The sequence below is a fragment of the Larkinella insperata genome (assembly GCF_026248825.1).
GTDB classification, from domain to species: domain Bacteria; phylum Bacteroidota; class Bacteroidia; order Cytophagales; family Spirosomataceae; genus Larkinella; species Larkinella insperata.
The window spans coordinates 1,128,548-1,143,227 of record NZ_CP110973.1; the positions used below are offsets into that span (position 1 = coordinate 1,128,548).

Below are 14,680 nucleotides of genomic sequence, written 5' to 3' on the forward strand. Positions count from 1 at the left end.
CATGCAGTGATATGAATATTGAAAATGCTCAAGTGCAAATGCGGAAGGGAATCCTGGAATTCTGCATTCTGCACATCATTTCGCGGGGCGAAGTATATGCTTCCGACATGCTGGAGGAGTTGACAGCCGCCCGCATCATGGTGGTGGAAGGCACGCTTTACCCCCTGCTCACCCGGCTCAAAAACGCCGGGTTGCTTGATTATAAGTGGGTGGAATCGACCTCCGGCCCCCCGCGTAAATATTATCTGCTAACCGACATTGGCCGGGCGTCGCTGAAGGGAATGAACGATACATGGCAGGAATTGTCCGACTCGGTGAACTCAATTGTTAGCAAAACCGAACAACACAAGGCCGCTACCAATGGATTAACGCCGGCTGAAACGCCGGTTGCCCCCGCTAGTGGCAGCCCGAACCCGCCAGCAACGGAAAACTGACCTAAACTCTCTCTCGACTCTTTCACACGCTTTTTGTCATGAAAAAGACCATTAGTATAAATATAAGCGGAGTGATCTTCCACATCGAGGAAGATGGCTACGAAAAATTAAAAGGCTATCTGACGTCCATTCAACACTACTTTTCGACCTACGAAGACAGTCAGGAAATCATTACCGACATTGAAAACCGGATTGCCGAAAAACTGCTCAATAAGCTGAAAGCCGCCGAGAAGCAGGCCAATCCGCGTCAGGTGGTTACGCTGGAAGATGTCAACGAGCTTATTCAGTCGATGGGTACGGTTGCTGATTTCGAAGCCATCGAAGAAGAAGACGTGATCGGAGCTACCCCGGCGGGGGCCAGCCGGCCGCAACCGGTATATGAATCGGTACCGCCCGTTGGAGAAAGCCGGGGGCCGGGGGCGGGCAACTTTACGGGCAGCGGTCCAGTGCCACCGCGGCCGAGCCAAGGGCCTCCCCGCAAACTCTACCGCGACCTGCGCCGGAAACTTGTCGGTGGCGTAGCTTCCGGGATTGCCAACTACTTCAACATTGACCCCGTCTGGGTGCGGCTTATTTTCGTGACCCTGATTCTGGCCCTGCCGCCATTTAGCGGTGCTATGGGCGGTGGTAGCACGGAGTTTTTCGGAAGCCTTTCCGGTTTTACGGTCCTGCTATACATCGCCATGTGGATTGCCTTCCCAGGTTCTACAACGCTGGAAGACGACAAAAGCGTCAAGAAGTTTTACCGCAACCCGGACGACAAAGTGCTGGGCGGGGTCGCTTCGGGAATTGGTGCCTATTTTGGCATTGACTCTGGCGTTGTCCGGCTGCTGTTTGTCCTGACGATCTTCCTGTTCGGAACGGGTTTGCTGGCGTATATCGTTCTGTGGATCATTTCGCCGGAAGCCAACACACTGACCGAAAAGATGGAAATGCAGGGGGAGCCCATCACGCTCTCGAACATCGAGAGCAATATCAAGCGTAGCCTTGATATCAATGAATCCGCCGAAGAAAGTACGCTGGCCAAAATTCTGCTGTTTCCGTTTCGGTTAATTGCCACCATCTTCAACGGCCTGGCTAGTGCATTGGGGCCGCTGGCCCGCGGCATCGTGTCGATCATCCGGGTTCTGGCCGGGGTATTTCTGCTGCTGGTCGGCTTTGGAATCATGATTGCAGCATTAGGGGCGCTCGGAACGGCTTTTGGTCTGAAAGGAATCCAGTTCGGCGGCAGTGATATTCCGTTCCTGATTCAGCGCGAAATCAGTCCGCTGATGATGCTCTCGGCTTTCGTTACGGCTTTTCTGCCGGGCCTGGCCATTGCCATTCTGGGTTTAATGATCATTTCGCAAAAATCGCTGGTTACAACGGGCGTATCTCTAACGCTGCTGTCGATCTGGTTTCTGGGACTGATCGGTCTGGCGGCCACGGTTCCTCCGCTGGTCAACGAGTTCAGCCGACGCAGTACGGTCGAAGAAACGCAGAACATTCAACTTCCGGCCCCGATTCCGACCCTGGATATCAACGACCAGGACGATGATGGCAACATTGATTTTCATACCTCTATCGACCTGGAGGGCGCCGAAGGAACGGCCTGGACGTTAACCAAACGGCTGTCTGCCCAGGGGCCTACCCGCCAGACGGCCCAGCGGAACGCCCGAACGATTGTATACAACTGGACGGTCCGGGATTCGACGATTCGCTTTGATAACATTTACGAACTCAAGCCGGGAGCGCGGTATCGGGGTCAGGATATTGATGTAACGATCAGCATCCCCTACGAACGTCCGTTCCGGATGACCGAAGAATTTGCCCGCCACATCCGCAACGAATTTGGTGATCAGGAACTGGGACGGATGAAAAACAGCATCTGGAAGTTTAGCCGCGCCGACGGTCTGGTTTCTCTCACCCACCCGCGTGAGCTGAATGAAGACAGTTACCAGGAAAACTTTGACACCAATGACGCCATCGATGAAGTGCTGCGTAACGAACTGGGCGATGATTTCTTCGATAAAGGCGAATACACCCGGCAGTTTGAAGCCGCTAATTTTTCCCGAATTGACATGGGTGGAGCCTTCGCCGTTCGGGTAAAGCAGGGAGCGGCCTTCAAGGTAGTGGCCGACGGTCGCGAGGAAGACATTGACGATCTGCGGGTCCGGGTTGAGAATGGGGCCCTGCGCGTCGATTTCCGCAACGAAGGGATTTTGCAGTGGCGCAACCGGAAACGCATCGGAATTACCGTTACGATGCCGAATGTGGAATCCATCCATTTTTCCGGCGCAACCCAGTCGATCATCACTGGTTTTGAAAACATCGACAAGCTGGATGTTACGCTGAGCGGTGCCTGTAAATCGCTGCTGGACCTAAAAACAACCCAACTTGATATTGACCTGACCGGCGCGTCGAAGGCAACCGTGCGGGGCCGGGCCAATCAGCTGGATGCCCAGTTGTCGGGTGCCTGCAAGCTGGATGCAATGAATATGACGGTGGTTCGGGCGAACGTAAACGCCGTGGGAGCCAGCAGCGCCGATTTTGGCAAGGTTGAGAACTTAAGCTCCAAAACCAGCGGAGCCAGCAGCGTCAACGGCCCAACGCAGCAGCCTGAATAATTTATCAAATAAAGATGCGGTGCAACGTTTTACCCGTTGACCGCATCTTTACTTAAACTCTACAACTCATCACTTAGTAATGAAAAAGTCCTTTGCTCTCTTTACCTCTCTTCTGCTGTCAACGGTTCTTATCTCCGTAGCGGCCGTTAGTCCTTCGGGAAGCCAGTTGGCAGAAATCATGAATACCCTGACCATGCAGGAAGAAAGCCGTACGTTCAACGTCAGCAACTTCGACAAACTGGATTTGGGTAGCGCCTTCACGATTCATGTTTCGCGGGGCAGCGGCTACAAAGTAACGGCTTCGGGCCGGAGTTCCGACCTGGAAGAACTGGAAGCAAAAGTTAGCGGAGGAAAGCTCCAGATTCGCTACAAGGACAAACTAAACTGGAACCGAAACCGCCAGCGGGTCACGGTCAACATAACGATGCCCGAACTGAGCAGTGTTGAATTTTCGGGCGCTTCCCGTTCGGATGTAACCGGTTTCCGAAACATAAAAGAATTGGGCATCAGCATTTCAGGCGCGTCTTCCTCAACCATCGAAGTTGACGCGGAACGCGTTATGGTTGATCTGTCCGGTGCGTCGAGTGTTACCCTCAGCGGCCAGGCCAAACGGCTCCAGGGCGAAGTTTCCGGGGCCACGACGCTGAAAGCTTACGACCTGAAGGTAGCCAGCGCAACCGTCGATCTGTCGGGTGCCAGCAGCGCCCGGATGCACGTCACCGACCGGCTGGAAGCCGAAGCCAGCGGAGCCAGCAACCTGACCTACCGCGGTTCGGCCTCCCTCCGCTCCAACACGTCCGGCGCCAGCTCCATCAAAAGTGCCGACCGTTGATTTTAAATTAGTTAATAGTATAGATTGGTAGAATCAAAAACGCCCTCTGACTCGGAGGGCGTTTTTTTGAAGGGATATTAGGGATCAGCTCACGTGATCTCCCCGCTTAAATATGTTCTCGTACTGCGTCAACTTGGGATCGGCAAAAACGTCGGCCCCATTCATCTCGTAGCGAACGGGTTCGTTGACCAGATCATGCCGGTGCCGGAAGTAACCCAGGGCCGATGAGTAATGGCAAACATACGATTTACGGGTTAGCCGCTCATCCCGAATGGGTTCTCCGCCGTGCGCCAGGGCCGCATGCCAGATCAGTACGTCTCCTTTCTTGATCAGCAGTGTTTTCTTTTCCAGTCCCAACCGCTCACATTCCCGACTCAGGTAGTGACCGAAATCGGTTGGGTTCTTGGTCGATTCTCCATTAAAGAAAATACCGTTGCCCCAGTTAAATTTCGGAATCGTGTGCGAACCCACGTAATAGTGCAACTCGCCCGAACCAGCCTGCACATCCTCCAGAGCGATCCAGGCAGCGGCCAGATGGCTCGGAACCTGCGGCACCACATACGGAAAATCCTGATGGGTCTCCTGCTGCGAACCGTACAAAAACGTCAGGCTCTGCATGGCTACTACTTTCTGGTTGAAGATCGCTTCCAGAAACGCGACGATGGCCGGGTGGAGCATGAGCTTTTTACCAGCCACGGAAGCATTGTGGAAGTCCATGATTTTGATGTACTGGCCTTCAATAATTTCCCGGGGTACATCGCGCACTTTCATCACGGGGTGTTGCCGGTACTCCGGCCGGTCGATCCGGATGTTGATGTCATACTCCTGGTGTCGGTCGATCAGTTCCTGAACATCGGCCAGGTAGGCATCAATCAGATCGTCAGAAATGATCTGCTCGAAAATAACAAACCCGTTCTTTTTCCAGAAATGCAGTTTTTCAGCCAGATCATACGGCAAGTGGGCCGCTTTGGGGAATTGCTTAACGAAGCCTTCTATATCCGGATTTTTCCCGTCGATCCAGGGGAGATCTTTAGCCGGAAAATCACGCAGGACCGGGGCAGGAAATAACTTGTTATAAACCTGCCGAACTTTAGCCACACTCTGTTTTACAATGGACATGGTTTCAGGAAAATGCAAGTGAGATAAAGATAAATTTATTCACTTGATAATCCGGCGCCCCCCATAAAACAGTTCACAAACTACCCTTATTACCCCCCGTTACGCCCTGATTATTACCTGACTATCAACCATATTACCGCTTAGTAACTTTTATTAGTATCAAACTATATATCTTTTTCTAAATCAGGTAACAAGTTGCCGTACACCGGTTATCCGAGTTACTTTTGGATAACCGGTAAAACTGGCAAGTATTCATTTATCGCACCTCTGCCAACGGCACAAAATCCATGTCAGTGAAGGTATAATTTTCACCCGCCATTGCCCAGATAAACGAATAATGGCTGGTTCCGGCCCCCGCATGAATCGACCAGGGCGGGGAAAGGATAGCCTGCTCGTTGGCAACCAGCAAATGCCGCGTTTCCTGCGGATGCCCCATCAGGTGAAAAACACGCTGGTTGTCGGCCAGGTCGAAGTAGATGTAAGCTTCCATCCGGCGGTCGTGGACGTGGGGCGGCATGGTATTCCAGATGCTGCCGGGTTTCAAGGTCGTTAATCCCATAACCAGCTGACAGCTTTCCAGCCCGTCGGCGTGAATGTATTTGTAGATCGTGCGTTGGTTAGCGGTTTCCTGTGCGCCCAGATCGCTGGGCGAAGCTTCCGCCGAAGTCAGCCTGGCCGTCGGGCAGTTGCGGTGCGCCGGGGTCGAAAGCAGCGCGAACTTGGCCGGTTGGTTGGCCTGCTGACTGGCGAAAACCACCTCTTTGCTGCCCAGGCCCACGTAAAGGCAATCCTTCTTGGCCAATTCAAACGACTGTCCATCAACCGTTACCGTTCCGTCGCCACCAATGTTAATGATGCCTAGTTCCCGTCGTTGCAGGAAAAAATCAGCCTTCAGCTCGTCGTAGGTTGGCAGCGTCTGTGGCCCTTCAACCGGCATCACCCCGCCCACGATCATGCGGTCATACTGCGAATACACCAACGCGAAGGCATCGGGCTGAAATAGACTTTCAATAAGAAATTCACGACGGATGCGATCGGTATCGTATTGTTTAAAATCCGTTGGATTCGTGGTATAACGGGTTTGCATAAAGAGAAAGTCTGGTTACATGATGCCGAAATAAACAACTGTTTTAAACAAAACCGCTACAAGATGGCCTGCCGGATGCGGAGTAACTTCTCCAAGAGTCCTTCCAACTGATCAAGCGGCAGCATGTTGGCCCCGTCCGATTTGGCCTCCGACGGTTTGGGGTGCGTTTCGATGAACAGGCCGTCGGCCCCCACCGCAATCGCGGCTTTGGCAATGGTAGCAATTAGGGCGGGTTTGCCACCCGTAACCCCCGAAGATTGGTTGGGCTGCTGCAGCGAGTGCGTGCAATCCATCACCACCGGTACGCCGTGGGCCTGCATCGCTGGTAAATTGCGGTAATCGACGATCAGATCGCCGTACCCGAACGAATTGCCCCGGTCGGTCAGAAAAACGTCAGCTGCGGGATTAACGGATTTCACTTTCTCAACGGCAAAGGCCATCGAGTCGCCCGACATAAACTGTCCTTTCTTGATGTTAACGACCTTGCCCGTCTGGGCAGCCGCCGTCAGCATATCCGTTTGACGGCACAGGAAAGCCGGAATTTGCAGCACATCCACATAGTCAGCTGCCATTGCGGCTTCCGGCGATTCGTGAAAGTCGGTCAGCGTGGGCACCTCAAACCGCTCCCCCACTTCCTTCAGGATTTCCAACGCCGGAATGTCGCCGATGCCGGTAAACGAATCCAGTTTAGTCCGGTTGGCTTTGCGGTACGATCCTTTGAATATGTACGGAATTTTCAGCTTGTCCGTCAGACTGACCAGCTTTTCGGCGATGTGTAGAGCCAGATCACGGCTTTCGATGGCACAGGGCCCGGCAATCAGAAAAAAGTTTCCCGATTCCTTATGCTTCAGTTTGGGAATATTCACAGGCGTTTTTTCGAACAAAAATACACAAATGCCCCGTTCAACGTGAAGAAATCTACGCAAACGTGGCGGCTTATAACTTTTGCCTTGTTTCGGTAGTTATTGAAATCAAGCTGGTTAACTGACAGCGATTCGGGGCTGCTTTGGTGGTGCATCTGGATGGGAAAGAACCTGTTTACTGCAGCACCGAATAAGCTCCCAACCAACCCGACCAGAATTTATCCAATTATTTGAGAACATGATTTCATTTCATAATGGACTGTTAATCTGACGTTTCTCAAAAAAAAGGAGAGGTTTTTAAACGATTTTAGTTCGAAAAAATTATTTGACAATCCTATTTTAAATCTCTTTCTTTGCACAGTTTTTAGAACCCCAAACGCATACAGAAATGTCAGAAATTGCAGACAAAGTAAAAGCAATCATTGTTGAAAAACTGGGTGTTGAGGAGTCGGAGGTAACGCCGGAAGCAAGCTTCACCAACGACCTGGGCGCGGATTCGCTCGACACGGTTGAACTGATTATGGAATTTGAAAAAGAGTTTAACATCTCTATTCCGGACGATCAGGCGGAAAACATCGGTACGGTAGGCCAAGCCATCACGTACCTGGAAGAGAATGTGAAATAAGCGTTTCTTTTTGAGTTTAATCTATGCCTTTTAAACGAGTAGTAATCACCGGCCTGGGCGCTCTTACGCCGATTGGTAATACAGTACAAGAGTTCTGGAACGGCTTATCTGCCGGTGTAAGTGGCGCCGGTCCGATTACTAAATTTAATGCCGAAAAATTTCGGACAAAATTCGCCTGCGAAGTCAAGGGCCTGGACGTCAACCAGTTCATTCCTCGTCAGGATGCTCGTAAAATGGACCCCTTCGCCCAATACGCGCTCATCGTGGCCGACGAAGCGGTGAAGGATGCCGGGCTTGATCTTACCAAGCTCGATTTAACCAAAGCCGGTGTCATCTGGGGTTCCGGAATCGGAGGGCTTAAAACCTTCGAAGACGAAGTCAAAACCTACGCAACCGGCGATGGCACTCCCCGCTACAATCCTTTCTTCATTCCGAAAATGATTGCCGATAGTGCGTCGGGGATGCTCTCGATCCGCTACGGGTTTTACGGAGTCAATTATGTGACGGTATCGGCCTGTGCTTCGGCTACCAACGCCATGATTGATGCCTTCAACTTCATTCGGCTGGGCCGCCTGAACATCGCCATTTCCGGCGGTTCAGAAGCTGCCGTAACGGAAGCGGGTGTTGGCGGATTTAATGCCCTCAGGGCGTTGTCGGAGCGGAACGATTCGCCCGAGACGGCTTCCCGTCCTTTCGACAAGGACCGCGACGGTTTTGTGCTGGGCGAAGGGGCCGGGGCGCTCATTCTCGAAGAATACGAACACGCCAAAGCGCGGGGGGCCAAAATCTACGCCGAGCTGATCGGTGGTGGTATGTCATCCGATGCCTACCACATTACAGCACCGCACCCCGAAGGACTCGGAGCGGTGAATGTAATGAAGGATGCGCTCAACGACGCTCAGATTGGCCCGGAAGATGTGGATTACATCAACGTGCACGGAACGTCAACCCCCCTGGGCGACTTTAGCGAAGCAACCGCCATTGAAAAAGTTTTTGGCGATCATGCCTACAAACTGAACATCAGCTCGACCAAGTCAATGACGGGTCACCTGCTGGGAGCGGCCGGGGCCATTGAGGCTATTGCCTGCCTGATGGCTATGCAACATGGTCTTGTTCCACCGACGATCAACCACTTTACCGACGACGAGCAATTCAACTCAAATCTGAACTTTACGTTCAACGAAGCCCAGCAACGCCCCATTCATGTTGCCCTGAGTAATACGTTTGGTTTTGGCGGACATAATTTTTCTGTTATATTTCGTAAACTTGAATCCTAACAGTTGCTATTAGCCGCGTGCAAGCCGCTTCATCCAACACCGTCCTCGACCCCATCCTCAGCTTCTTCCGGCTGCGGGGGAATAGTGAACGCAAGAAATTCAAGCGTTCCATTGAGCACATCATTGGAGAAGCGCCTTCCAATATCGGCCTGTATCAGCTCGCTTTTCGGCATACTTCCGCATCCCGCGAAACGGGAATAAAGGGTTTTAAGGAGTCAAATGAGCGGCTCGAATACCTGGGTGATGCGGTGTTAGGGATGGTGATTGCGGAATTTCTTTTTAAAAAATTCCCCTACAAGGACGAAGGTTTTCTGACCGAAATTCGCTCCCGGATTGTAAACCGCGAAACCTTGAACGGAATCGCCCGGAAGATTGGCCTGGAAAACCTGATTGAATACGATGGAAGCCGCAGCCGGGGCATCGTGCCTTCCCGTACGTCGATGTACGGCGATGCACTAGAAGCCCTGGTTGGTGCGATCTACCTGGATAAAGGCTTCCGGTTTACCCGCCAGTTTATCCTCAAAGAATTATTGGGGCATTATGACCTCGAAGCGTTGATTAGTAACAACGCTAACTACAAAAGCCGCCTGATCGAATGGGCGCAGCGCGAAGGAAAAAAAGTGGAGTTCACCATCATCTCCGAACGGGGCAACAACCACTTCCGCGAGTTTATCTCTCAGGTAACCGTAGATGACGAGCCGTTTGCTCAGGGCAGCGGGTACAGCAAGAAAAAAGCTGAGCAATCGGCTGCTGAAAAAGCTTGCGAGCAACTGCAAATGAAGCCCGTTTCCAACTAGGACGCTGTTTCTCAATGAGAGAACGGCCCTCTTGGTATGTTTGAACCATCTTTTCTTAGAATCACAATTCACAATTTTCGAAGGATCTGCCGGTTTGGTATGAATTTCAGAAATGATCTCTGCCTTTTTGGGGCATTTCTGTCAATCTGACTGCCACCTCTCCTTAAAAACCAATTATAAGCCGCCATAATGACATAATTTCGAATAAACATTCGACTGGTACAGATGTTGTCTTTAAAGAACTGGAACTTCCGAATCCTAACCCAAAAGCCATGGCCTTGATCCTGAATTTCTACTTGTTCAGAGTGTGGTTTTTGAATTTCAGCGCAATCAACATTCGTTCGTTAAAATTTGTTAATTGCGTTATTAATGCGAATTTTTGGTGAAGCGGATTTCGTTATCTCTGTGAACTGATACGAAAGCAGTAAACGACCCCTTTAGAATCTTAGAATCAAGTCATGAAAAGCAACTGGAAAACTTTAGCGATTATCGCTCTTCTATCGAGCTTTGTTACGCTGGCCGCTTACAACATTCTGGGCTTTAACAAGCAGGATGTTGTTTTCAATGAATCGGCTCCGGCCTCACAGCCCATTGGCCGTCTGGCCGCCCTGACCGGTCCGCAATCTGCGCCGGGTGATTTTGCCTACGCGGCCGAAGCCTCCACCCCGGCGGTTGTCCACATCAAAACTACCATCACCCGGACGGTTCGCCAACAGCAAATTCCGGATATCTTCCGCGACTTCTTCGGCGACGAATTTGGCCGTGGTAACAACGCTCCCCAACGGCAACGGGGGCAAGCTTCCGGTTCCGGTGTGATCATTAGCCAGGACGGGTATATTGTCACCAACAACCACGTTGTACAGGATGCCGACGAAGTGGAAGTGATCCTGACGGATAAACGTAGCTTCAAAGCGAAAGTAATCGGTACTGACCCCCTGACTGACCTGGCGGTTATTCAGGTTAGTGCCAAAAACCTGCCATCGATCACCCTGGGTGATTCAGATGCCTTGAAACTGGGTGAGTGGGTACTGGCCGTTGGTTATCCGCTGGATCTGGAATCAACCGTAACGGCCGGTATCGTGAGCGCCAAAAGCCGCCGGATCGGTATTTTGGACCAAAATATCAACCGGAACGAAGAGAAACCTGAAGCGCCCGTTGAAGCCTTTATTCAAACGGATGCAGCCATCAACCCGGGTAACTCCGGTGGTGCCCTGGTGAACCTGCGCGGTGAGCTGGTCGGTATCAACTCGGCCATTGCTTCAGCAACGGGTTACTACAGCGGCTACGGTTTTGCGGTTCCCGTCTCACTGGTAAAAAAAGTTTCGGCTGATCTGGTGAAATACGGCGCTGTACAACGCGGCTATCTGGGTATTATCCCGGTCGAATTAAATAGCCTGCGCGCTCAGGAACTGGGCTCTAAAATCGGCCGCGGTATTTACATCAACGAAGTAGTAGAAGGCGGTGCCTCAGCGGTTGCCGGCCTGAAAAAAGGTGATGTGATCGTGAAAATGGAAGGTCAGGACGTTGACTCCGATGGCCAGATGCGTGAAATCATCGGTCGCCGTCGCCCGGGTGATGTGATTGCCGTCACCGTAAACCGGAATGGTGATCTGCGTGACTTCCGCGTCGAACTCCGCAACCGTAACGGTGGCCGCGACATTATCAAGAAAAGCGAAAACGTCTCGGTATCCAATGCCGCTAAAAGTCTGAGCTCGTTGGGCGCTGATTTCGAGGACCTGACGGCTGCCGACGCCAAGCGTCTGGGTGTTGCCGGTGGTGTTCGTGTAAAACGAATCCGCGATGGCAAACTGGCCGAAACGGATATCGAAGAAGGTTTCATCATTGTGAAAGCCAACGGTAAAAACGTTCGCACGGTGAAAGACCTGCAGACAGCCATGACTTCCACCAATGCCGGTGACGGTCTGATGCTGGTGGGTATGTACCCGAACAGTTCACGGATGTACTACTACGCCGTGCCTGTCTAAGGTTTAGCCAACCGATAAACAAAAATGGCCCGCTTCTCGGAAGCGGGCCATTTTTGTTTATAGTATCCTGCAAAAAGGATCGTTCTGGTTATTCGAAGTAATTCATAACCCGGTGACCGCTCTTCTCCAGCAACTGATCGCGCCGGAACAGATCGATATCAGCAGCGATCATCTCTTTCACCAGGGCTGCCAGGTCGTACTTGGGTTTCCAGCCCAGCTTGGTCATTGCTTTGGTCGGATCCCCCAGAAGCAGATCAACTTCGGTCGGACGGAAATACCGTTCGTCGATGCAAACAACCTCTCTGCCTGCTTCCAGCGCATAAGCCGGGTTGTTCGATTTGGCAACAATCCCGGTTTCCTTGACGCCCTCGCCCTTAAATTCCAGTTCAACGCCAATCTCGGCGAAGGCCATCCGGATAAAATCGCGGATGTGGGTCGTGATGCCGGTTGCAATAACGAAATCTTCCGGGTTTTCCTGCTGCAACATCAGCCACATGGCTTCCACATAGTCCTTGGCATGGCCCCAGTCGCGCTGAGCGTCCAGATTCCCCATGTAGACTTTATCCTGCAACCCGAGCGCAATCCGGGCAACGGCCCGCGTAATTTTCCGGGTCACGAACGTTTCACCGCGCAGGGGCGATTCGTGGTTGAACAGAATTCCGTTGCAGGCATACATGCCGTAAGCTTCCCGGTAGTTAACCGTAATCCAGTAGCCGTACAGCTTCGCTACGGCATAGGGCGACCGCGGGTAAAACGGTGTTTCTTCCGATTGCGCGTGGCCCTGCACCCCACCATACAACTCGGAGGTGGAAGCCTGGTAGATACGGGTTTTGTAGGTCAGGCCCAGCAAACGGACAGCTTCCAGAATCCGGAGCGTTCCGATTCCGTCGACCTGAGCCGTGTATTCCGGTTCTTCAAAACTCACCCGCACGTGCGACATGGCCCCCAGGTTGTAGATCTCGTCGGGCTGTACTTCCTGAATGATTCGAATGATGTTGGTTGAATCGGACAAATCACCATAATGCAACCGGAACCGAACGTGCTTTTCGTGCGGATCTTCGTAGATATGATCAATCCGCTGGGTATTGAAAAGCGAACTCCGGCGTTTGATACCGTGAACTTCATACCCTTTCGACAACAGAAGTTCGGCCAGATACGTGCCATCCTGCCCCGTGATGCCGGTAATAAGTGCTTTTTTCATGGTGATTTGGTAAAATTTACTTTCTATTATTTAACTGCCAGACTCTTCCGAATTTCGATTCGATCGGGCAAAAGCGTTGCCGACGAAAACTGCTGACGAAGCTGCGCCAAATACCGTTCCGCGTCCATCCTGCGCATAAAATCGCCGACCTTCAACCGGTACGTGGGAGCCCGGTACGTAGTGTACGGGTTCAGCTCCGGAAAATTCTGGTACGTAAACCGTTTCAGCCGGTCGACCTCGGTCCGTTCGTTACCGACATAAATTTGAATCCGGTAGCCCTGTGCATAACGAATCGCGTGGTTCCGGATGGAAATCGTATCCAGAATGGCGTCTAGTTTTTTATTGATGTGCATCGGCTCGGCCATTGGCATTGTCCGGCGGGGTTCGGTGGTTGAACGCGCTGGCGGGGCGGAAGGTGCGGGATTGGCTGCCGTCGGCGACGGGATCGTGTACGTCGGGCGGGTCGCCGATAAGTCGTAATTAAACGAATTGTAGTCGGCCGATGAGGAAGCCGGTGAATCCGACGAACCACCGGAGGTCACCTTTTTGATGGCGGCACACGAGCTCAACCAGCCCGAGAAGGCCACTAAGATGATCAGGACAACGGTGTTATCCAACTGAATTTTATCCCTGTATGCTTTCATTCCCTATCTGCAAAGTTAGCAACTATCTGGTTATGCAACAATCTGCCCGATCCGATGTTGAGCCATACCGCTGTTTTCCCTTCTTTTTACTTATTTTGAGGCAGCATTCTAAGCTAACCTATGTTAGATATTCAGAGCCACGTATCGCTAAAACCTTATAACACATTCGGCATCGATGCCAAAGCTCGTTACTGGGTTGAAATCCAAACCGAAGAACAACTCAAAACGCTCTTCCAATTAACCGAATACCTCACCGTCCCGAAGCTGGTGCTGGGCGGTGGCAGTAACCTGCTCTTTACACGAGACTTCGACGGTCTGGCCATCAAAATAGCCATCCCGGGCATTGAGGTTGTTCGCGAAGATGAGTCGCACGTCTACGTCAAAGCCGGAGCGGGCGTCAACTGGCACCAGCTTGTGATGCACTGCGTGGAAAATGGGTACGCCGGTATCGAAAACCTTGCCCTCATTCCGGGCACGACCGGCGCAGCTCCCATGCAGAACATCGGGGCTTACGGTGTCGAGATTGAACAGGTTTTCGACCAACTCGAAGCCGTGGCTATTCAAACGGGCGAAACCCGCGTCTTCAGCCATGCCGAATGCCGGTTTGGCTACCGCGAAAGCATTTTCAAGCACGAAGCCAAGGGGAAATACATCATCAGCAGCGTCACCCTGCGCCTGAACAAACAACCGGTTTTTCACGTCGAATACGGTGCGATTCGGGAGACCCTGGCCGAGATGGGTGTCCTGGAGGACCAACTCAGTATTGAAGCCATTAGCAAAGCCGTTATTCACATCCGGCAAAGCAAGCTTCCCAATCCCGCCGAGATCGGCAATGCCGGCAGTTTCTTTAAAAATCCGGAAGTTTCGAAAGGGCAGTTTGAAGAACTAAAGACGACTCACCCCACGATGCCGGGCTACCCTACCGGCGACCTGACCGTGAAGGTGCCAGCCGGTTGGCTGATCGAGCAGTGCGGCTGGAAAGGCAAACAGATCGGCCATGCGGGCGTCCATGCCAAACAGGCGCTCGTGCTGGTTAACCTCGGCGGAGCTACGGGTGCCGAAATTCTTAACCTGGCTCAGAAAGTCCAGCAGTCGGTGGAAGAAAATTTCGGAATCCGCCTGAACCCGGAAGTAAACATTATTTGATAGTAGAAACAGAGAATGGCTGACAGGTTAAAACGATTTAGTAGCAACTCGTTTTAACCTGTCA

At 52.1% G+C, this 14,680-nt stretch carries 13 protein-coding genes; 8 read left to right on the forward strand and 5 right to left on the reverse strand.

Annotated elements, in window-relative coordinates; translation table 11 throughout:
- Positions 1–11: 11 nt before the first annotated feature.
- The 3 genes from OQ371_RS04550 to OQ371_RS04560 all read left to right on the forward strand — a co-directional run bounded on the left by OQ371_RS04550 (position 12) and on the right by OQ371_RS04560 (position 3,872).
- Positions 12–434, forward strand: a complete 423-nt coding sequence (locus tag OQ371_RS04550) for a PadR family transcriptional regulator (RefSeq protein ID WP_265992598.1) — start codon at positions 12–14, stop codon at positions 432–434.
- A gap of 38 nt (positions 435–472) precedes the next feature.
- A complete protein-coding gene (locus OQ371_RS04555; RefSeq protein WP_265992599.1) occupies positions 473–3,040 on the forward strand; it encodes a PspC domain-containing protein in 2,568 nt (855 codons plus the stop codon).
- A gap of 79 nt (positions 3,041–3,119) precedes the next feature.
- Positions 3,120–3,872, forward strand: coding sequence for a head GIN domain-containing protein (locus OQ371_RS04560; RefSeq protein ID WP_265992600.1), 753 nt, complete (start codon positions 3,120–3,122; stop codon positions 3,870–3,872).
- Positions 3,873–3,956: 84 nt separating this feature from the next.
- Here the strand turns inward: OQ371_RS04560 and OQ371_RS04565 are convergent, their stop codons facing one another.
- The 3 genes from OQ371_RS04565 to kdsA all read right to left on the reverse strand — a co-directional run bounded on the left by OQ371_RS04565 (position 3,957) and on the right by kdsA (position 6,944).
- On the reverse strand, positions 3,957–4,991 hold the full coding sequence (locus OQ371_RS04565; protein WP_265992601.1) for a phytanoyl-CoA dioxygenase family protein: 1,035 nt from the start codon (positions 4,989–4,991) through the stop codon (positions 3,957–3,959).
- A 256-nt stretch (positions 4,992–5,247) separates the two neighbouring features.
- A complete protein-coding gene (gene kduI, locus OQ371_RS04570) occupies positions 5,248–6,078 on the reverse strand; it encodes a 5-dehydro-4-deoxy-D-glucuronate isomerase (protein ID WP_265992602.1) in 831 nt (276 codons plus the stop codon).
- Between the two features lie 56 nt (positions 6,079–6,134).
- On the reverse strand, positions 6,135–6,944 hold the full coding sequence (kdsA, locus tag OQ371_RS04575) for a 3-deoxy-8-phosphooctulonate synthase (protein WP_265992603.1): 810 nt from the start codon (positions 6,942–6,944) through the stop codon (positions 6,135–6,137).
- 385 nt (positions 6,945–7,329) lie between these two features.
- On the opposite strand from kdsA, the gene OQ371_RS04580 reads away from it, so the two are divergent.
- The 4 genes from OQ371_RS04580 to OQ371_RS04595 all read left to right on the forward strand — a co-directional run bounded on the left by OQ371_RS04580 (position 7,330) and on the right by OQ371_RS04595 (position 11,625).
- Positions 7,330–7,566: an acyl carrier protein gene (locus OQ371_RS04580; RefSeq protein ID WP_038121612.1), complete on the forward strand. Its 237-nt coding sequence runs from the start codon at positions 7,330–7,332 to the stop codon at positions 7,564–7,566.
- 23 nt (positions 7,567–7,589) lie between these two features.
- A complete protein-coding gene (gene fabF, locus OQ371_RS04585) occupies positions 7,590–8,843 on the forward strand; it encodes a beta-ketoacyl-ACP synthase II (RefSeq protein ID WP_265992604.1) in 1,254 nt (417 codons plus the stop codon).
- Positions 8,844–8,860: 17 nt separating this feature from the next.
- Positions 8,861–9,640, forward strand: a complete 780-nt coding sequence (rnc, locus tag OQ371_RS04590; protein ID WP_265992605.1) for a ribonuclease III — start codon at positions 8,861–8,863, stop codon at positions 9,638–9,640.
- Between the two features lie 458 nt (positions 9,641–10,098).
- Entirely contained in the window at positions 10,099–11,625 is a 1,527-nt protein-coding gene (locus tag OQ371_RS04595) for a Do family serine endopeptidase (RefSeq protein WP_265992606.1), read from the forward strand.
- Between the two features lie 88 nt (positions 11,626–11,713).
- On the opposite strand, the gene gmd is transcribed toward OQ371_RS04595, so the two are convergent.
- Complete coding sequence (gene gmd, locus OQ371_RS04600; RefSeq protein ID WP_265992607.1) at positions 11,714–12,826, reverse strand: GDP-mannose 4,6-dehydratase; 1,113 nt, start codon at positions 12,824–12,826, stop codon at positions 11,714–11,716.
- Between the two features lie 26 nt (positions 12,827–12,852).
- Entirely contained in the window at positions 12,853–13,470 is a 618-nt protein-coding gene (locus tag OQ371_RS04605) for an SPOR domain-containing protein (RefSeq protein WP_265992608.1), read from the reverse strand.
- Between the two features lie 120 nt (positions 13,471–13,590).
- Between OQ371_RS04605 and murB the strand changes: the two genes are divergently transcribed.
- Positions 13,591–14,616, forward strand: coding sequence for a UDP-N-acetylmuramate dehydrogenase (murB, locus tag OQ371_RS04610; RefSeq protein ID WP_265992609.1), 1,026 nt, complete (start codon positions 13,591–13,593; stop codon positions 14,614–14,616).
- Positions 14,617–14,680 lie beyond the last annotated feature (64 nt).